Here is a 17,377-nt window from a genome sequence, read left to right on the forward strand (position 1 = left end):
CAATTAATCCCAGGCAGGAGCCAGACCTTCCGGACTAACCAGGCGGTCGTTGCAATCCAGTGCCGCGATCGCATTTTTATCTTCAGCATCCAGATGCAGGTCCTGCGCCAGCAGATTGCTTGCCAGGTTTTCACGCCTGGTGGAAGATGGGATAACCGCATAGCCTTCGCCCATCGCCCATGCCAGAATAACCTGCGCCGGGGTCGCATTATGTTTAGCAGCGATACGTGCAATCACTTCATCTTTCAGCGCCTTACCATAGGCCAGCGTCATGTATGAGGTGATATGGATACCGTGCTCGCGTGCCCAATCAACCACTTTATGGTTCTGCAGGTACGGAGACAGCTCAATCTGGTTGGTGGCGATATGGTCTGCGCCCACCGCGGTAATAGCCTTTTCCATCAGCGGAATGGTGAAGTTTGAAATGCCAATTTCGCGAGTCAGCCCTTGTTTTTTAGCTTCCAGCAATGCCTGCATAAATTCTTCGACAGACACGGCATCACCCGGAGATGGCCAGTGGATCAGCGTCAGATCGACATAATCGGTACGCAGTTTTTTCAGGCTCTCTTTAAGGCTTGGGATCAGCTTGTCTTTGCTAAGGTTTTCAATCCAGATCTTAGTGGTGATGTACAGCTCATTACGCGGTACGCCGCTCTCAGCAATCGCCTGTCCAACAGCAACTTCATTATCATAGATTTGCGCAGTGTCGACAGCACGGTAGCCCAGTTCAAGCGCCGTTTTCACAGAAGCGATAACCACGTCGTCTTTCAGGCGAAAAGTACCTAAACCGAATGCAGGGATAGTCATAGAACTCCTCTTTTTAATCACTATGTTCGTTAACTGAGGGGATTATGACCTTCAGCGCTTTGTAGAAAAAGAGCGAGAAATGCAGAGGATTTTTGCGAATTGAGCAATAATTAAATGACAGGCAAAGAAAAAGCCCTGAGCTAATGCTCAGGGCTCTTAATAAGTGGCGGAACGGACGGGACTCGAACCCGCGACCCCCTGCGTGACAGGCAGGTATTCTAACCAACTGAACTACCGCTCCACCGAATTCTTTTACAACCACTGATTTTTACATCAGTTTACTGCTTAAATTGATGCCTGGCAGTTCCCTACTCTCGCATGGGGAGACCCCACACTACCATCGGCGCTACGGCGTTTCACTTCTGAGTTCGGCATGGGGTCAGGTGGGACCACCGCGCTAGTGCCGCCAGGCAAATTCTTTTATGCTCAGTACGCAATTCTTTATCGCATCAGCGGCGTTGCCTGCGCTCGTAAAGTCAGTCACATACTTCTGTATGCTCCTTCCTTTCCTTCGCTTGCCGCCTTGCTGCTGCGCAAATTATTGCGTACTCAACTCTGAATCTGAGCTGAAAATTGTTGTCTTCTCAACCGCCAAAACATCTTCGGCGTTGTAAGGTTAAGCCTCACGGTTCATTAGTACCGGTTAGCTCAACGCATCGCTGCGCTTACACACCCGGCCTATCAACGTCGTCGTCTTCAACGTTCCTTCAGGAGACTTTAAGTCTCAGGGAGAACTCATCTCGGGGCAAGTTTCGTGCTTAGATGCTTTCAGCACTTATCTCTTCCGCATTTAGCTACCGGGCAGTGCCATTGGCATGACAACCCGAACACCAGTGATGCGTCCACTCCGGTCCTCTCGTACTAGGAGCAGCCCCCCTCAGTTCTCCAGCGCCCACGGCAGATAGGGACCGAACTGTCTCACGACGTTCTAAACCCAGCTCGCGTACCACTTTAAATGGCGAACAGCCATACCCTTGGGACCTACTTCAGCCCCAGGATGTGATGAGCCGACATCGAGGTGCCAAACACCGCCGTCGATATGAACTCTTGGGCGGTATCAGCCTGTTATCCCCGGAGTACCTTTTATCCGTTGAGCGATGGCCCTTCCATTCAGAACCACCGGATCACTATGACCTGCTTTCGCACCTGCTCGCGCCGTCACGCTCGCAGTCAAGCTGGCTTATGCCATTGCACTAACCTCCTGATGTCCGACCAGGATTAGCCAACCTTCGTGCTCCTCCGTTACTCTTTAGGAGGAGACCGCCCCAGTCAAACTACCCACCAGACACTGTCCGCAACCCGGATCACGGGTCCACGTTAGAACATCAAACATTAAAGGGTGGTATTTCAAGGTCGGCTCCATGCAGACTGGCGTCCACACTTCAAAGCCTCCCACCTATCCTACACATCAAGGCTCAATGTTCAGTGTCAAGCTATAGTAAAGGTTCACGGGGTCTTTCCGTCTTGCCGCGGGTACACTGCATCTTCACAGCGAGTTCAATTTCACTGAGTCTCGGGTGGAGACAGCCTGGCCATCATTACGCCATTCGTGCAGGTCGGAACTTACCCGACAAGGAATTTCGCTACCTTAGGACCGTTATAGTTACGGCCGCCGTTTACCGGGGCTTCGATCAGGAGCTTCGCTTGCGCTGACCCCATCAATTAACCTTCCGGCACCGGGCAGGCGTCACACCGTATACGTCCACTTTCGTGTTTGCACAGTGCTGTGTTTTTAATAAACAGTTGCAGCCAGCTGGTATCTTCGACTGACTTCAGCTCCATGAGTAAATCACTTCACCTACGTGTCAGCGTGCCTTCTCCCGAAGTTACGGCACCATTTTGCCTAGTTCCTTCACCCGAGTTCTCTCAAGCGCCTTGGTATTCTCTACCTGACCACCTGTGTCGGTTTGGGGTACGATTTGATGTTACCTGATGCTTAGAGGCTTTTCCTGGAAGCAGGGCATTTGTTGCTTCAGCACCGTAGTGCCTCGTCGTCACGCCTCAGTGTTAAAGTGAACCGGATTTACCTGGAACACACACCTACACGCTTAAACCGGGACAACCGTCGCCCGGCCAACATAGCCTTCTCCGTCCCCCCTTCGCAGTAACACCAAGTACGGGAATATTAACCCGTTTCCCATCGACTACGCCTTTCGGCCTCGCCTTAGGGGTCGACTCACCCTGCCCCGATTAACGTTGGACAGGAACCCTTGGTCTTCCGGCGAGCGGGCTTTTCACCCGCTTTATCGTTACTTATGTCAGCATTCGCACTTCTGATACCTCCAGCAACCCTCACAGGCCACCTTCGCAGGCTTACAGAACGCTCCCCTACCCAACAACACCTGAGTGTCGCTGCCGCAGCTTCGGTGCATGGTTTAGCCCCGTTACATCTTCCGCGCAGGCCGACTCGACCAGTGAGCTATTACGCTTTCTTTAAATGATGGCTGCTTCTAAGCCAACATCCTGGCTGTCTGGGCCTTCCCACATCGTTTCCCACTTAACCATGACTTTGGGACCTTAGCTGGCGGTCTGGGTTGTTTCCCTCTTCACGACGGACGTTAGCACCCGCCGTGTGTCTCCCGTGATAACATTCTCCGGTATTCGCAGTTTGCATCGGGTTGGTAAGCCGGGATGGCCCCCTAGCCGAAACAGTGCTCTACCCCCGGAGATGAATTCACGAGGCGCTACCTAAATAGCTTTCGGGGAGAACCAGCTATCTCCCGGTTTGATTGGCCTTTCACCCCCAGCCACAGGTCATCCGCTAATTTTTCAACATTAGTCGGTTCGGTCCTCCAGTTAGTGTTACCCAACCTTCAACCTGCCCATGGCTAGATCACCGGGTTTCGGGTCTATACCCTGCAACTTAACGCCCAATTAAGACTCGGTTTCCCTCCGGCTCCCCTATTCGGTTAACCTTGCTACAGAATATAAGTCGCTGACCCATTATACAAAAGGTACGCAGTCACACCCCAAAGGGTGCTCCCACTGCTTGTACGTACACGGTTTCAGGTTCTTTTTCACTCCCCTCGCCGGGGTTCTTTTCGCCTTTCCCTCACGGTACTGGTTCACTATCGGTCAGTCAGGAGTATTTAGCCTTGGAGGATGGTCCCCCCATATTCAGACAGGATACCACGTGTCCCGCCCTACTCATCGAGCTCACAGCATATGCGCTTTTGTGTACGGGGCTGTCACCCTGTATCGCGCGCCTTTCCAGACGCTTCCACTAACACACATGCTGATTCAGGCTCTGGGCTCCTCCCCGTTCGCTCGCCGCTACTGGGGGAATCTCGGTTGATTTCTTTTCCTCGGGGTACTTAGATGTTTCAGTTCCCCCGGTTCGCCTCATTAACCTATGGATTCAGTTAATGATAGTGTGACGAGTCACACTGGGTTTCCCCATTCGGAAATCGCCGGTTATAACGGTTCATATCACCTTACCGGCGCTTATCGCAGATTAGCACGTCCTTCATCGCCTCTGACTGCCAGGGCATCCACCGTGTACGCTTAGTCGCTTAACCTCACAACCCGAAGATGTTTCTTACGATTCATCATCGTGTTGCGAAAATTTGAGAGACTCACGAACAACTTTCGTTGTTCTGTGTTTCAATTTTCAGCTTGATCCAGATTTTTAAAGAGCAAAACTTCGCAGTGAACCCTTTCAGGTACACTCTGAAGTATTTTTTCGTAAACACTCACGAGATGGTGGAGCTATGCGGGATCGAACCGCAGACCTCCTGCGTGCAAAGCAGGCGCTCTCCCAGCTGAGCTATAGCCCCATCGTGTAGTCAGAACCTCTTTACCGATAATTTTTCCTGAGACAAGGCGTGGAATAACGAAGCATACATCAGTATGTGAGTTATTTCACAACGCAGTATTCAGGGAAAATCTGGTAGGCCTGAGTGGACTTGAACCACCGACCTCACCCTTATCAGGGGTGCGCTCTAACCACCTGAGCTACAAGCCTGTAGAGGTTTTACTGCTCGTTTTTCATCAGACAATCTGTGTGAGCACTGCAAAGTACGCTTCTTTAAGGTAAGGAGGTGATCCAACCGCAGGTTCCCCTACGGTTACCTTGTTACGACTTCACCCCAGTCATGAATCACAAAGTGGTAAGCGCCCTCCCGAAGGTTAAGCTACCTACTTCTTTTGCAACCCACTCCCATGGTGTGACGGGCGGTGTGTACAAGGCCCGGGAACGTATTCACCGTGGCATTCTGATCCACGATTACTAGCGATTCCGACTTCATGGAGTCGAGTTGCAGACTCCAATCCGGACTACGACGCACTTTATGAGGTCCGCTTGCTCTCGCGAGGTCGCTTCTCTTTGTATGCGCCATTGTAGCACGTGTGTAGCCCTGGTCGTAAGGGCCATGATGACTTGACGTCATCCCCACCTTCCTCCAGTTTATCACTGGCAGTCTCCTTTGAGTTCCCGGCCGGACCGCTGGCAACAAAGGATAAGGGTTGCGCTCGTTGCGGGACTTAACCCAACATTTCACAACACGAGCTGACGACAGCCATGCAGCACCTGTCTCACAGTTCCCGAAGGCACCAATCCATCTCTGGAAAGTTCTGTGGATGTCAAGACCAGGTAAGGTTCTTCGCGTTGCATCGAATTAAACCACATGCTCCACCGCTTGTGCGGGCCCCCGTCAATTCATTTGAGTTTTAACCTTGCGGCCGTACTCCCCAGGCGGTCTACTTAACGCGTTAGCTCCGGAAGCCACGCCTCAAGGGCACAACCTCCAAGTAGACATCGTTTACGGCGTGGACTACCAGGGTATCTAATCCTGTTTGCTCCCCACGCTTTCGCACCTGAGCGTCAGTCTTTGTCCAGGGGGCCGCCTTCGCCACCGGTATTCCTCCAGATCTCTACGCATTTCACCGCTACACCTGGAATTCTACCCCCCTCTACAAGACTCAAGCCTGCCAGTTTCGAATGCAGTTCCCAGGTTGAGCCCGGGGATTTCACATCCGACTTGACAGACCGCCTGCGTGCGCTTTACGCCCAGTAATTCCGATTAACGCTTGCACCCTCCGTATTACCGCGGCTGCTGGCACGGAGTTAGCCGGTGCTTCTTCTGCGGGTAACGTCAATTGCTGCGGTTATTAACCACAACACCTTCCTCCCCGCTGAAAGTACTTTACAACCCGAAGGCCTTCTTCATACACGCGGCATGGCTGCATCAGGCTTGCGCCCATTGTGCAATATTCCCCACTGCTGCCTCCCGTAGGAGTCTGGACCGTGTCTCAGTTCCAGTGTGGCTGGTCATCCTCTCAGACCAGCTAGGGATCGTCGCCTTGGTGAGCCGTTACCTCACCAACAAGCTAATCCCATCTGGGCACATCTGATGGCAAGAGGCCCGAAGGTCCCCCTCTTTGGTCTTGCGACGTTATGCGGTATTAGCTACCGTTTCCAGTAGTTATCCCCCTCCATCAGGCAGTTTCCCAGACATTACTCACCCGTCCGCCACTCGTCACCCGAGAGCAAGCTCTCTGTGCTACCGTTCGACTTGCATGTGTTAGGCCTGCCGCCAGCGTTCAATCTGAGCCATGATCAAACTCTTCAATTTAAAAGTTTGATGCTCAATGAATTAAACTTCGTAATGAATTACGTGTTCACTCTTGAGACTTGGTATTCATTTTTCGTCCGAGGACGTTAAGAATCCGTATCTTCGAGTGCCCACACAGATTGTCTGATAAATTGTTAAAGAGCAGCGCAACGCGGCTTTCGCTCACCGTTGCGAGGTGGCGTATATTACGCTTTCCTCTTTCAGAGTCAACCCTGAATTTCAGGATTTTTCTCTTCAACCGACCGGCTGTTTGTGTGAAGTAATTCACATCCGCCGTGTCGATGGAGGCGCATTATAGGGAGTCGGTTCAGGAAGACAAGCGGAAAAATGCATTTTTGTTTTAACCGCTCATCTTTTATCCATAACGCTTATTTTTGCTGCTTTTTTATCGCCGATGGCAGGTCGGCAAGGCTGTTTAACACCCAGTCCGCCGCGTTTTCTGCTTCTGCCGTGACCGGTTTGCCCGTACGCACCAGCACTTTTGTCCCGACATTTGCCGCCGCAGCCGCCTGCATATCTTCCAGCTTGTCTCCCACCATATAAGAGGCCGCCATATCGATATGCAGGAAATCACGCGCTGAGATAAGCATTCCTGGATGCGGCTTGCGGCAATCACATACCTGACGGAACTCTTCTATGCTGCCCTGCGGATGGTGAGGACAATAATAGATGCCGTCCAAATCAACATCGCGATCCGCCAACGACCAGTCCATCCATTCGGTTAACGTTTCAAACTGCGCCTCGGTGAATTTGCCGCGCGCGATTCCGGACTGGTTCGTCACCACCACCAACGCATAGCCCATTTTTTTTAGCTCGCGCATCGCGTCAATAACGCCGTCTATAAACTCAAATGCATCGATTTCATGTACGTAGCCGTGATCCACATTAATGGTGCCGTCACGGTCGAGAAAAATTGCGGGTACAGACTTTGCCACCTTTTATAGCTCCTGAGTAAAGCAAGTGGCGCTAGTATCGCATGTTTCAGCAGGCAAGAAAGTGCTCATCGTATAAAGCCTGATTGATTTAGACGTCTGGATGCCTTAACATCCATTCTGTTGACGGCGTTGACCGTATTAGACAGACGAAAATGCCACGGCTAACTTAATTACGATAATAAATAACCAATGATTAAACTTTCGAATATTACCAAAGTGTTCCAGCAGGGGACGCGCACCATTCAGGCGCTAAATAATGTCAGCCTGCACGTCCCTGCCGGGCAGATTTATGGCGTCATTGGCGCCTCCGGCGCCGGTAAAAGTACGCTTATCCGCTGCGTTAACTTACTTGAACGCCCAACCGAAGGTAGCGTTCAGGTCGGCGGTCAGGAGCTGACAACGCTTTCAGAGTCTGAGTTGACCAAAGCTCGCCGTCAAATCGGCATGATTTTCCAACATTTTAACCTGCTCTCTTCCCGTACCGTGTTTGGCAACGTCGCGTTGCCGCTGGAACTGGATAACACACCAAAGGAAGAGATCAAACGCCGTGTCACAGAGCTGCTGGATTTAGTCGGTCTTGGCGACAAGCACGACAGCTATCCGGCAAATCTTTCCGGCGGTCAGAAACAGCGTGTCGCGATTGCCCGCGCGTTAGCCAGTAATCCAAAAGTATTGCTGTGCGATGAAGCCACCAGCGCGCTTGATCCTGCGACGACCCGTTCGATTCTGGAATTGCTGAAAGATATCAACCGTCGTCTGGGGTTGACGATTCTGCTTATCACTCATGAAATGGATGTCGTAAAACGTATCTGCGACTGCGTTGCCGTCATCAGTAATGGCGAGCTTATTGAGCAGGATACGGTCAGCGAAGTCTTCTCGCATCCTAAAACGCCGCTGGCGCAGAAGTTTATTCAGTCCACTCTGCACCTGGACATTCCGGAAGATTACCAGGCGCGTTTGAAAGCGTCGCCGGAAACTGACAGCGTGCCGATGCTGCGCATGGAGTTCACCGGACAGTCTGTGGATGCCCCGCTGCTTTCTGAAACCGCGCGTCGTTTCAACGTGAACAATAATATTATCAGCGCGCAGATGGATTACGCGGGCGGTGTGAAGTTCGGCATTATGCTAACGGAAATGCACGGCACACAAGAAGAGACGCAAGCCGCAATTGCCTGGCTGCAGGATCACCATGTGAAAGTTGAGGTACTGGGTTATGTCTGAGGCAATGATGTGGTTACTGGTTCGTGGCGTCTGGGAAACGCTGGCGATGACCTTTGTCTCCGGTTTCTTCGGTTTCGTGATTGGCCTGCCGGTCGGCGTATTGCTGTATGTTACGCGCCCGGGGCAGATTATGGAGAACGCCCGGCTGTATCGCTCCCTCTCCGCGGTGGTCAATATTTTCCGCTCGATTCCCTTTATCATCCTGCTGGTGTGGATGATTCCTTTTACCCGAATAATTGTCGGCACCTCCATTGGTTTGCAGGCCGCAATTGTACCGCTGACCGTCGGCGCCGCGCCTTTTATCGCCCGTATGGTGGAAAATGCGTTGTTAGAGATCCCTGCCGGGCTGATTGAAGCCTCGCGAGCGATGGGCGCCACGCCGCTGCAAATTGTACGTAAAATCCTTTTACCGGAAGCGCTGCCTGGTCTGGTGAATGCGGCAACCATTACACTGATCACCCTGGTCGGTTACTCCGCAATGGGCGGCGCCGTCGGCGCAGGCGGCCTCGGTCAAATCGGCTATCAGTACGGTTATATTGGATACAATGCTACCGTGATGAATACGGTGCTGGTATTACTTGTCGTTCTGGTTTATTTAATTCAGTTATCCGGCGATCGCATCGTCAGGGCTGTCACGCATAAGTAACGTTAAACACAACACAAATACTCATTAAGGAAATAAGCATGGCGTTCAAATTCAAAACCTTTGCGGCAGTGGGTGCTCTGATTGGTTCTCTGGCACTTGCGGGTTGCGGTCAGGATGAAAAAGATCCGAATCATATTAAAGTCGGCGTAATCGTTGGCGCAGAGCAGCAAGTTGCCGAAGTCGCGCAGAAAGTCGCGAAAGAAAAATACGGCCTGGACGTGGAATTGGTGACCTTTAATGATTATGTTCTGCCTAATGAAGCGCTGAGCAAAGGCGATATCGATGCCAATGCCTTCCAGCACAAACCGTATCTGGATCAGCAAATCAAAGATCGCGGCTACAAACTGGTTTCCGTTGGTAAGACTTTTGTCTATCCCATTGCAGGATATTCCAAAAAAATCAAATCTCTGGATGAGCTCAAGGACGGTTCCCAGGTCGCTGTGCCTAACGACCCGACCAACCTTGGTCGTTCCCTGTTGCTGCTGCAAAAAGTAGGGCTGATTAAACTGAAAGACGGCGTCGGTCTGCTTCCTACCTCGCTGGATATCGTGGAAAACCCGAAAAATCTGAAAATTGTTGAGCTGGAAGCGCCGCAGTTGCCGCGTTCGCTGGATGACGCGCAGATCGCGTTAGCGGTCATCAATACGACTTACGCCAGCCAGATTGGCCTGACGCCAGCGAAAGACGGTATCTTCGTTGAAGATAAAGATTCTCCGTACGTTAACCTTATCGTGACGCGTGAAGATAACAAAGACGCCGAGAATGTGAAAAAATTCGTTCAGGCTTACCAGTCTGATGAAGTGTACGAAGCCGCAAATAAAGTTTTTAATGGCGGCGCGGTGAAAGGCTGGTAAGTTTTAGGCTGATTCCACAATCTGTAATATTATTCAGGACGGGCTATTGCCCGTCTTGTCATTTATGCAAGCTCCTGATTCAATATCTGGCAATTAGAACATTCATTGAGGAAATATTATGCGTGCTTTACCGATCTGTTTATTGGCACTCATGCTGGGCGGTTGTTCCATGCTAAGCAGATCCCCTGTTGAACCCGTTCAAAGCACCGCAACCCCGCCAAAAGCGGAGCCGGAGAAACCTAAAGCGCCGCGTGCCGCTCCCGTCAGGATTTACACCAATGCTGAAGACTTAGTCGGCAAACCTTTCCGCGATCTTGGCGAGGTTAGCGGCGAATCCTGCCAGGCGACAAATCAAGACTCTCCGCCTAACATTCCAACTGCGCGCAAGCGTATGCAGATTAATGCATCTAAAATGAAAGCCAACGCCGTCCTGCTGCACAGCTGTGAAATTACCAGCGGCACGCCAGGCTGCTATCGTCAGGCGGTTTGTATCGGGTCCGCCCTGAATATTTCGGCGAAATGAGCAGCTTTCAGTTTGAACAAATCGGCGTTATTCGCTCCCCCTATAAAGAAAAATTCGCCGTTCCGCGCCAGCCCGGTCTGGTCAAAAGCGCCTGCGGCGAACTGCATCTGATAGCGCCTTACAACCAGGCCGATGCCGTTCGCGGCCTGGAGGCGTTCAGCCATTTGTGGGTGCTTTTCGTTTTTCATCAGACGATGGACGGCGGCTGGCGGCCAACAGTTCGTCCGCCCCGTCTTGGCGGTAACGCCAGAATGGGCGTTTTTGCCACGCGCTCCACGTTCCGCCCCAATCCGATTGGCATGTCGCTCGTTGCGCTAAAAGGTATCGAGTGCCGGAAAGAGAGCGTAATTCTGAAATTAGGCAGTCTGGATCTGGTGGATGGCACGCCGGTGGTGGATATCAAACCGTATTTACCGTTTGCCGAGGCCTTACCGGACGCCGCCGCCAGCTATGCGCAACAGGCGCCGATAGCTGAAATGCCCGTGAGTTTTACCGCTGAGGTGGCTCAACAGCTTACGACGCTGGAAAGGCGTTATCCGCAGCTACGGACATTTATTTGCGATGTGCTGGCGCAAGATCCTCGCCCGGCTTATCGTAAGGGTGAAGAGACGGGCAAAACCTATGCCGTCTGGCTGCATGATTTTAACGTGCGCTGGCGTGTGGTTAGCACTGGATTTGAAGTGTTTGCGCTGGAACCACGGTAATTTCACTCCCTTCTCTTTTGACATCTCTTGCACGCTGGTAAACTAAATCACTTTTTTTGTATCAGGCTCACATTGAGCCTGTTCGATCGTTCAACTGGAACCGTAACAACATGCGTACTAGCCAATACCTGCTCTCCACTCTGAAGGAGACACCTGCCGACGCCGAGGTTATCAGCCACCAGCTGATGCTGCGCGCCGGGATGATCCGCAAGCTCGCCTCCGGGTTATATACCTGGCTGCCGACCGGCCTGCGCGTCCTGAAAAAAGTCGAAAACATCGTGCGTGAAGAGATGAACAACGCCGGTGCTATCGAGGTGTCGATGCCAGTCGTTCAGCCAGCCGACCTGTGGCAAGAGAGTGGTCGTTGGGAACAGTACGGTCCGGAACTGCTGCGTTTTGTCGACCGTGGCGAGCGTCCGTTCGTACTCGGCCCGACCCACGAAGAAGTTATCACCGATCTGGTGCGTAATGAACTCAGCTCTTATAAGCAGTTGCCGCTGAACTTCTTCCAAATCCAGACCAAATTCCGTGATGAAGTGCGTCCGCGCTTTGGCGTGATGCGTTCGCGCGAATTCCTGATGAAAGATGCTTACTCTTTCCACACCTCTCAGGAGTCGTTGCAGGAAACCTATGACGCCATGTACGCCGCGTATAGCCGTATCTTCAGCCGTATGGGGCTGGATTTCCGCGCGGTACAGGCCGATACCGGTTCTATCGGCGGCAACGCCTCGCATGAATTCCAGGTGCTGGCGCAAAGCGGCGAAGACGATATCGTTTTCTCTGATGTTTCTGATTACGCGGCTAACATTGAACTGGCAGAAGCTATCGCGCCGCAAACGCCGCGCGCAGCGGCGACGCAGGAAATGACTCTGGTCGATACGCCAAATGCCAAAACCATCGCGGAGCTGGTGGAACAGTTCAACCTGCCAATTGAAAAAACGGTAAAAACGCTGCTGGTGAAAGCGGCGAAAGACAGCAAGTCTCCGCTGGTGGCTCTGCTGGTTCGCGGCGATCATGAACTGAATGAAGTTAAAGCGGAAAAACTGCCGCACGTTGCCAGCCCGCTGACCTTCGCTACCGAAGAAGAGATTCGCGCCGTAATTAATGCCGGCCCTGGCTCCCTCGGCCCGGTCAATATGTCGATTCCGGTCATCATCGATCGTACCGTTGCCGCCATGAGCGATTTTGCCGCTGGCGCCAACATCGACGGTAAACACTACTTTGGTATTAACTGGGATCGCGATGTGGCGACGCCTGTTGTTGCCGACATCCGTAACGTAGTCGCCGGCGATCCGAGTCCGGATGGTCAGGGAACGTTGCTTATCAAACGCGGTATCGAAGTGGGTCACATCTTCCAGTTAGGTACCAAGTACTCAGAAGCGCTGAAAGCCTCCGTTCAGGGTGAAGATGGCCGTAACCAGATCCTGACAATGGGCTGCTATGGTATCGGCGTAACACGTGTCGTTGCCGCGGCTATCGAGCAGAACTTTGACGAGCGCGGCATTGTATGGCCTGACGCCATTGCGCCTTTCCAGGTCGCTATTCTGCCGATGAATATGCACAAATCCTTCCGTGTGCAGGAGCTGGCGGAAAAGCTGTACAGCGAATTGCGCGCGCAGGGCATTGAAGTGCTGATGGACGACCGTAAAGAGCGCCCGGGCGTGATGTTTGCCGATATGGAGCTGATTGGTATTCCACATACTATCGTGATTGGCGATCGCAACCTGGATAACGACGATATTGAGTATAAATACCGTCGCAGCGGTGAAAAATCGCTGATTAAAACCGGCGATATCGTTGATTATCTGGTCAAGGCGATTAAAGGCTAAACGACATTTTGTTGGGATTGCCCGGCGCCACCCGGCAGATATGTAAAGGCCTCGCATCCTGCGAGGCCTTTTATTAGTGAGTGCAATCTTTACCCGGCGCAAACTTCGCGTTTTTATCGGCTATTAGCATTTTTACCGGCTCGCCCGTGTCCGGGTTCGCGGCAAACACAAAATGCCCTTCTACCGTCAGCAGCACCGGTTTTTCCGCTTCACCTTTCGCCGTCAGATAGCCGCGCTCAAGCTGGGCGTTACTGGCGACCGGCAGCCGTTTTCCGGTCGCACAATCGGTAAAGGTCGCCGCATCGGCCCTGTATACATACATACCACGCAACGGCATTGGCGTTACCGGCAGGCTGGCGGTAACAGGCACAAGCGTATAATTAAGCTGCGAAGCCACCGGATTGCCTTCTCTGTCGAGCATCTCCAGCGCATTGCCTTTCGCGCGATAATACGATTTCTCGCCATTGCTGTCGGTTAACACCAGTTTATCCGCCGTCCGCGCCCAGGTACCGTATGACGCAAAAGAGGAAGGTTCCTCGCGCACGCCCTGATAGCGCTCGTTCATCACCCATGTGCCGTCTTTTTCCAGAAACAGTGACGTTTCAATACCTTCACAATCCGCACAGGGCAGCACGCCGCGCCAGCTTTGCTGCATGGGTTTTAATTCCGCCGCCTGCGCAGGTTGCAGGGCGTCAACTTCCGCACGGTTATTACACCCTATCAATGCAAATAGCGTACAGGCTGCCGCTACTGACAATATTGCTGTTCTCACCATAAAATCCTTATGAAATTGCTATTCCTGCCCGTCAATCCAGTGGACGACGAACTTTGCCGCGAAGCGCCTTTACAGAAGATTTTTGCGCCTTCGAGGACAAGCGGCGCTCCTTCGAGGCACGCGTCGGACGGGTTGCGCGACGTTTTTTCTGCTCCGCGGTGAATTCTTTTATGACGGCAACCAGCCTGGCGATAGCCGCTTCCCGGTTGAGCTCCTGGCTCCGGAACTCCTGCGCCTTAATGATAATGACGCCATCATCGCTTATCAGATGGTGGCTGGCCGTCAGCAAACGCTGTTTGTAATACTCTGGCAGGCCAGAGGCCCGAATGTCAAAGCGCAAATGAATCGCGCTAGAGGTCTTATTTACGTGCTGACCACCCGCGCCCTGCGCGCGAATAGCCGTAATTTCCAGCTCATTATCGGCTATGGAGACCGTCCGGGAGATGGCAATCATGAGGGCTGTTGCCAGGCGGTTAGCTGTATTTCCAGATTATTCCGAGCATCAGAAAGCCAGATTGCGCCGTCCTGAATCGTCGCCTGTAGCGTCATGGTACGATCGGCAAATTCACTGAGCTGCGCCAGTTGCCCGTCATCCAGATACCAGACGGACAGGTTAGCGAACTGCGCGCACTTGCTGTGATGCTGCTGCCACCAGATTTGCGCCGCCCGGGAGTTATAAGCAAAGAGCGCGACGTCGCTCGCCTGAGTACAGGCTTTCTTAATACGGCGCTCATCCGGCAGCCCCAGCTCTATCCAGAGATCGATGCCCAGATGATCGTTGCGCAGCCAGACCTCCGGTTCATCTTCCGCGCTGAGCCCGCGTGTAAACTGCAACCGCTCATCAGCATATTTTATCCATGCCAACAGGCGCAGCATCATGCGCTCCTGCGTTTCAGAAGGGTGACGCGCCAGCGTCAATGCCGCATCCAGAAACCGGTTGCGATCAAGGTCAGCCACATTGACGACGGCTTTATAAATTGTCGCTTTAAGCGCCATGAGAAAACTCCTTTCGAATCAGGCGCCCATTGTAGCGAAAACCGCGCTAAAAGGCTGTTAACGAATCTTTTACCCACTCGCGTCAGGCGCTGATATTGCGCAAATGAGTATGGTATAGTCACCTTGCTAAACAAGATTTAACTTCGTAGGCTTAGACTTGCATCCACGGTTAAGTCAGAATGCTGACAGGAGGGCATGTGGAAAAATATTGTGAGTTAGTACGCAAGCGGTATGCGGAAATCGCCAGCGGAGACTTAGGGTATGTCCCGGATGCGCTGGGTTGTGTATTGAAAGTGCTTAATGAAGTGGCGGCAGATAGCGCCCTTTCAGAGTCGGTCAGGGAAAAGGCAGCTTATGCTGCCGCGAACTTACTGGTGAGCGATTATGTCAATGAATGAAACGTATCAACCCATTAATTGCGATGACTACGATAGTCTTGAGCTTGCCTGCATGCATCATTTAATACTGACGCTAACGTTAAAAGATGGCGAGGTTTTGCAGGCAAAAGCGAACGATTTGATCTTACGTAAAAACGTAGAGTATCTGCTTGCCGAGATTTCCGGCGAGTCTTGTGAACTTCGTCTCGATAAAATCGCCAGTTTCAGCCACCCGGAAATTGGTACCGTGGTAGTTAGCGAATCCTGAGTATTTTGTTGCCGGATGGCGGTGCAAGCACCTTATCCGGCCTACGTTCCATGCGATACGTAGGCCTGATAAGCGCAGCGCCATCAGGCATGCCAAACCAGACTCACCCCTTCTTTATCTTCTGCTGCTCCCTCACGCGTCACAAAAACACCCGCAGCCGCAATCAGCGTTTCGCCGTAAAACAACAGCGGCGTGGTGTCTCGTCGCCAGGGCGGGATCCCCTGCTCCTGCCAGATTTTCTTTAATTTACGTCCACCGTGACGTCCCACAATGTGTAGCAACCCTGGCGCCTTAAACCGAATGCTGACGGATTCTTCCTCTCGCGGTCGGCGCAGTTCGCCCCCAGGAACGAGCTGTACCGTCCCTAAGCCGGCAGGCAGCGCCAGCGGTGTTTGCCAGACGGGCCAGGCGACCGTCGTTTCGTGTTGTCCGGCCACGGATTTAATCCACCACAGTTGCGACTGATAACGGCGAATCTCGTGATCGCCAAAGCGTAAACAGGGAGAGGCATCGTCGCGCGCCAGCGCCACCTCCTGCCAGATACGTTCCAGCGCGTCGCGAGAGGGCATCGGCGCATTACGCATCGCCAGCCAGCGACGCAAAATCGCCGCCCGCCGTACATCGCTCATCGACATTAATGGAGAGAGCCGCAATGTTCCCTCCGTCGTGATACAGTCCGTAAGATCGCTGGCCAGAAGCTCGTCCAGCAGCCTTTCTTGCTCGGCGCAGAGCGTCGCGCTACGGGCTACCGCCGCAGGAAAATGCGGCCAGCGCTGCTGCAAGAGCGGAAGCACGCGCAGGCGTAAGAAATTGCGATCGTAGGCGTCATCCTGATTGCTTTCATCTTCAATCCAGCATAAGCCATGACGCACAGCCCACTGTTCCAGCGTCTTCCGCGTTTCTCTCAACAGCGGGCGAAGAAGCAGAGTTCCGGCAAAAGGCGAGTGTTCTCCCATCGCGGAAAGTCCGGCCGGACCGCTGCCGCGCTTTAACGCCAGCAGGAATGTTTCACACTGATCGTCAAGGTGCTGCGCGGTTGCCAGCACTTCGCCAGGCAATAGCGTCTGTGCGAACGCCCGGTAGCGCGCTTCACGCGCATGGGCCTCGATACCCAGGCCATTATCCGCCAGCGTCACCCGCTCCACTACCAGCGGAACCTGCCAGCGTTCGCATACGGTTTCGCAATGCCGCACCCAGCTATCAGCATGAGGGCTTAAACCGTGATGAATATGGATAGCACGCAGCGTGACGTCAGGATGGCGTTCTCGCCACAACACCAGTTGATGCAGAAGCACCGTAGAATCCAGGCCACCGCTAAAGGCAGCCAGAATACGGCGAGAAGAGAGTAACGAGGTATTCAACGTGAGAGTGGTCATGATCCATGCTTATAGTGACTTAGCCCGGCAACGTTACCTGGCGAGCGTCTTAATGACAAGCCTTACTGCTCATACAGCTCAAGCGGTAAACCGTCCGGATCGTTGAAAAAAGTAAAGCGCTTCCCGGTATACGGATCGATGCGTATCGGTTCGCACTTAACCTGATGCTTTTCCAGATGCGCAACGGCGTTTTCCACATTTTCCACGCTGAAAGCCAGATGGCGCAGGCCGCAGGCTTCAGGTCGGCTTGGACGCGCCGGAGGGAAGGGAAAAGAGAAAAGCTCAATCACATACTGCCCGTTTAGCGCCAAATCGCCCTTCCACGAGTCACGCTCTTCCCGCCAGACTTCGCTTAGCAGATCGAACCCCAGAATATCGCAGTAAAACGCCTTGCTCACCGCATAGTCTGTCGCAATGATCGCGATGTGATGAACCTGTTTTAATCCCAGCATAGCGTCTCCTTTATTGATTATCAGTACGTTACTCGTCACAT

The 17,377-nt window shown here is 52.8% G+C and carries 15 protein-coding genes, 3 tRNA genes and 3 rRNA genes; 8 read left to right on the forward strand and 13 right to left on the reverse strand.

Annotated features, from left to right (window positions below; translation table 11 throughout):
* Positions 1-3: 3 nt before the first annotated feature.
* The 8 genes from dkgB to gmhB form a co-directional block, all read right to left on the reverse strand.
* Complete coding sequence (dkgB, locus tag LCS67_RS17620; protein ID WP_000154889.1) at positions 4-807, reverse strand: 2,5-didehydrogluconate reductase DkgB; 804 nt, start codon at positions 805-807, stop codon at positions 4-6.
* 164 nt (positions 808-971) lie between these two features.
* A tRNA-Asp gene (locus LCS67_RS17625) sits at positions 972-1,048 on the reverse strand.
* A gap of 54 nt (positions 1,049-1,102) precedes the next feature.
* A 5S ribosomal RNA gene (gene rrf / locus LCS67_RS17630) occupies positions 1,103-1,218 on the reverse strand.
* Positions 1,219-1,419: 201 nt separating this feature from the next.
* Positions 1,420-4,325, reverse strand: a 23S ribosomal RNA gene (locus tag LCS67_RS17635).
* 182 nt (positions 4,326-4,507) lie between these two features.
* Positions 4,508-4,583 (reverse strand) — tRNA-Ala (locus LCS67_RS17640).
* 111 nt (positions 4,584-4,694) lie between these two features.
* Positions 4,695-4,771, reverse strand: a tRNA-Ile gene (locus tag LCS67_RS17645).
* 69 nt (positions 4,772-4,840) lie between these two features.
* A 16S ribosomal RNA gene (locus LCS67_RS17650) occupies positions 4,841-6,380 on the reverse strand.
* The 16S, 23S and 5S rRNA genes sit together here with 3 tRNA genes alongside, the layout of an rRNA operon.
* A 368-nt stretch (positions 6,381-6,748) precedes the next feature.
* Positions 6,749-7,315 carry a D-glycero-beta-D-manno-heptose 1,7-bisphosphate 7-phosphatase gene (gene gmhB / locus LCS67_RS17655; RefSeq protein WP_001140158.1) on the reverse strand — a complete coding sequence of 189 codons (567 nt, stop codon included), beginning with the start codon at positions 7,313-7,315 and terminating at the stop codon, positions 6,749-6,751.
* A 189-nt stretch (positions 7,316-7,504) separates the two neighbouring features.
* Between gmhB and metN the strand changes: the two genes are divergently transcribed.
* The 6 genes from metN (at position 7,505) to proS (ending at position 13,092) form a co-directional block, all read left to right on the forward strand.
* Positions 7,505-8,536, forward strand: coding sequence for a methionine ABC transporter ATP-binding protein MetN (metN, locus tag LCS67_RS17660; RefSeq protein WP_000594021.1), 1,032 nt, complete (start codon positions 7,505-7,507; stop codon positions 8,534-8,536).
* The gene (locus LCS67_RS17665; RefSeq protein ID WP_001287486.1) at positions 8,529-9,182 is read left to right on the forward strand and encodes a methionine ABC transporter permease MetI; all 654 of its coding nucleotides are present in this window, start codon (positions 8,529-8,531) and stop codon (positions 9,180-9,182) included. The genes metN and LCS67_RS17665 overlap by 8 nt, the downstream gene beginning before the upstream one ends.
* Before the next feature lie 38 nt (positions 9,183-9,220).
* Entirely contained in the window at positions 9,221-10,036 is an 816-nt protein-coding gene (metQ, locus tag LCS67_RS17670; protein WP_000874215.1) for a methionine ABC transporter substrate-binding lipoprotein MetQ, read from the forward strand.
* Positions 10,037-10,154: 118 nt separating this feature from the next.
* On the forward strand, positions 10,155-10,559 hold the full coding sequence (rcsF, locus tag LCS67_RS17675; RefSeq protein ID WP_001202315.1) for an Rcs stress response system protein RcsF: 405 nt from the start codon (positions 10,155-10,157) through the stop codon (positions 10,557-10,559).
* Positions 10,556-11,263: a tRNA (N6-threonylcarbamoyladenosine(37)-N6)-methyltransferase TrmO gene (gene tsaA / locus LCS67_RS17680; protein ID WP_000093989.1), complete on the forward strand. Its 708-nt coding sequence runs from the start codon at positions 10,556-10,558 to the stop codon at positions 11,261-11,263. The genes rcsF and tsaA overlap by 4 nt, the downstream gene beginning before the upstream one ends.
* 110 nt (positions 11,264-11,373) lie before the next feature.
* Entirely contained in the window at positions 11,374-13,092 is a 1,719-nt protein-coding gene (gene proS, locus LCS67_RS17685; protein ID WP_001260675.1) for a proline--tRNA ligase, read from the forward strand.
* A gap of 73 nt (positions 13,093-13,165) precedes the next feature.
* On the opposite strand, the gene nlpE is transcribed toward proS, so the two are convergent.
* Genes nlpE through LCS67_RS17700 form a run of 3 tightly spaced genes read right to left on the reverse strand, consistent with a single transcriptional unit; the run spans position 13,166 to position 14,863 of the window.
* Complete coding sequence (nlpE, locus tag LCS67_RS17690) at positions 13,166-13,867, reverse strand: envelope stress response activation lipoprotein NlpE (protein WP_000252576.1); 702 nt, start codon at positions 13,865-13,867, stop codon at positions 13,166-13,168.
* Positions 13,868-13,898: 31 nt separating this feature from the next.
* On the reverse strand, positions 13,899-14,321 hold the full coding sequence (gene arfB, locus LCS67_RS17695) for an alternative ribosome rescue aminoacyl-tRNA hydrolase ArfB (protein ID WP_000560524.1): 423 nt from the start codon (positions 14,319-14,321) through the stop codon (positions 13,899-13,901).
* Entirely contained in the window at positions 14,318-14,863 is a 546-nt protein-coding gene (locus LCS67_RS17700) for a YaeQ family protein (protein ID WP_001185323.1), read from the reverse strand. Before LCS67_RS17700 ends, arfB begins: the two co-directional genes overlap by 4 nt.
* Before the next feature lie 197 nt (positions 14,864-15,060).
* On the opposite strand from LCS67_RS17700, the gene LCS67_RS17705 reads away from it, so the two are divergent.
* Together LCS67_RS17705 and rof are read left to right on the forward strand one after the other, a co-directional pair.
* A complete protein-coding gene (locus LCS67_RS17705; RefSeq protein ID WP_001518678.1) occupies positions 15,061-15,261 on the forward strand; it encodes a YaeP family protein in 201 nt (66 codons plus the stop codon).
* Positions 15,248-15,508 carry a Rho-binding antiterminator gene (gene rof / locus LCS67_RS17710; RefSeq protein ID WP_000062329.1) on the forward strand — a complete coding sequence of 87 codons (261 nt, stop codon included), beginning with the start codon at positions 15,248-15,250 and terminating at the stop codon, positions 15,506-15,508. The genes LCS67_RS17705 and rof overlap by 14 nt, the downstream gene beginning before the upstream one ends.
* Positions 15,509-15,591: 83 nt before the next feature.
* Here rof and tilS read toward each other — a convergent pair whose 3' ends face one another.
* Positions 15,592-16,884 (reverse strand): tRNA lysidine(34) synthetase TilS, encoded by a 1,293-nt coding sequence (tilS, locus tag LCS67_RS17715; protein WP_080183723.1) that lies wholly within the window; start codon positions 16,882-16,884, stop codon positions 15,592-15,594.
* Positions 16,885-16,946: 62 nt separating this feature from the next.
* Positions 16,947-17,336 carry a VOC family protein gene (locus tag LCS67_RS17720; RefSeq protein ID WP_000901088.1) on the reverse strand — a complete coding sequence of 130 codons (390 nt, stop codon included), beginning with the start codon at positions 17,334-17,336 and terminating at the stop codon, positions 16,947-16,949.
* Positions 17,337-17,377 lie beyond the last annotated feature (41 nt).

Source organism: Salmonella sp. A7 (genome assembly GCF_020181675.1).
Taxonomy (GTDB): domain Bacteria; phylum Pseudomonadota; class Gammaproteobacteria; order Enterobacterales; family Enterobacteriaceae; genus Salmonella; species Salmonella enterica.

Bases quoted from the DNA above. Each gene is read 5' to 3' on its own strand.
- LCS67_RS17665 (WP_001287486.1), top strand. From the start codon at position 8,529: ATGTCTGAGGCAATGATGTGGTTACTGGTTCGTGGCGTCTGGGAAACG.
- LCS67_RS17720 (WP_000901088.1), bottom strand. From the start codon at position 17,336: ATGCTGGGATTAAAACAGGTTCATCACATCGCGATCATTGCGACAGAC.
- proS (WP_001260675.1), top strand. From the start codon at position 11,374: ATGCGTACTAGCCAATACCTGCTCTCCACTCTGAAGGAGACACCTGCC.
- rof (WP_000062329.1), top strand. From the start codon at position 15,248: ATGTCAATGAATGAAACGTATCAACCCATTAATTGCGATGACTACGAT.
- tsaA (WP_000093989.1), top strand. From the start codon at position 10,556: ATGAGCAGCTTTCAGTTTGAACAAATCGGCGTTATTCGCTCCCCCTAT.
- dkgB (WP_000154889.1), bottom strand. From the start codon at position 807: ATGACTATCCCTGCATTCGGTTTAGGTACTTTTCGCCTGAAAGACGAC.
- metQ (WP_000874215.1), top strand. From the start codon at position 9,221: ATGGCGTTCAAATTCAAAACCTTTGCGGCAGTGGGTGCTCTGATTGGT.
- metN (WP_000594021.1), top strand. From the start codon at position 7,505: ATGATTAAACTTTCGAATATTACCAAAGTGTTCCAGCAGGGGACGCGC.
- arfB (WP_000560524.1), bottom strand. From the start codon at position 14,321: ATGATTGCCATCTCCCGGACGGTCTCCATAGCCGATAATGAGCTGGAA.
- rcsF (WP_001202315.1), top strand. From the start codon at position 10,155: ATGCGTGCTTTACCGATCTGTTTATTGGCACTCATGCTGGGCGGTTGT.
- LCS67_RS17700 (WP_001185323.1), bottom strand. From the start codon at position 14,863: ATGGCGCTTAAAGCGACAATTTATAAAGCCGTCGTCAATGTGGCTGAC.
- nlpE (WP_000252576.1), bottom strand. From the start codon at position 13,867: ATGGTGAGAACAGCAATATTGTCAGTAGCGGCAGCCTGTACGCTATTT.
- tilS (WP_080183723.1), bottom strand. From the start codon at position 16,884: ATGACCACTCTCACGTTGAATACCTCGTTACTCTCTTCTCGCCGTATT.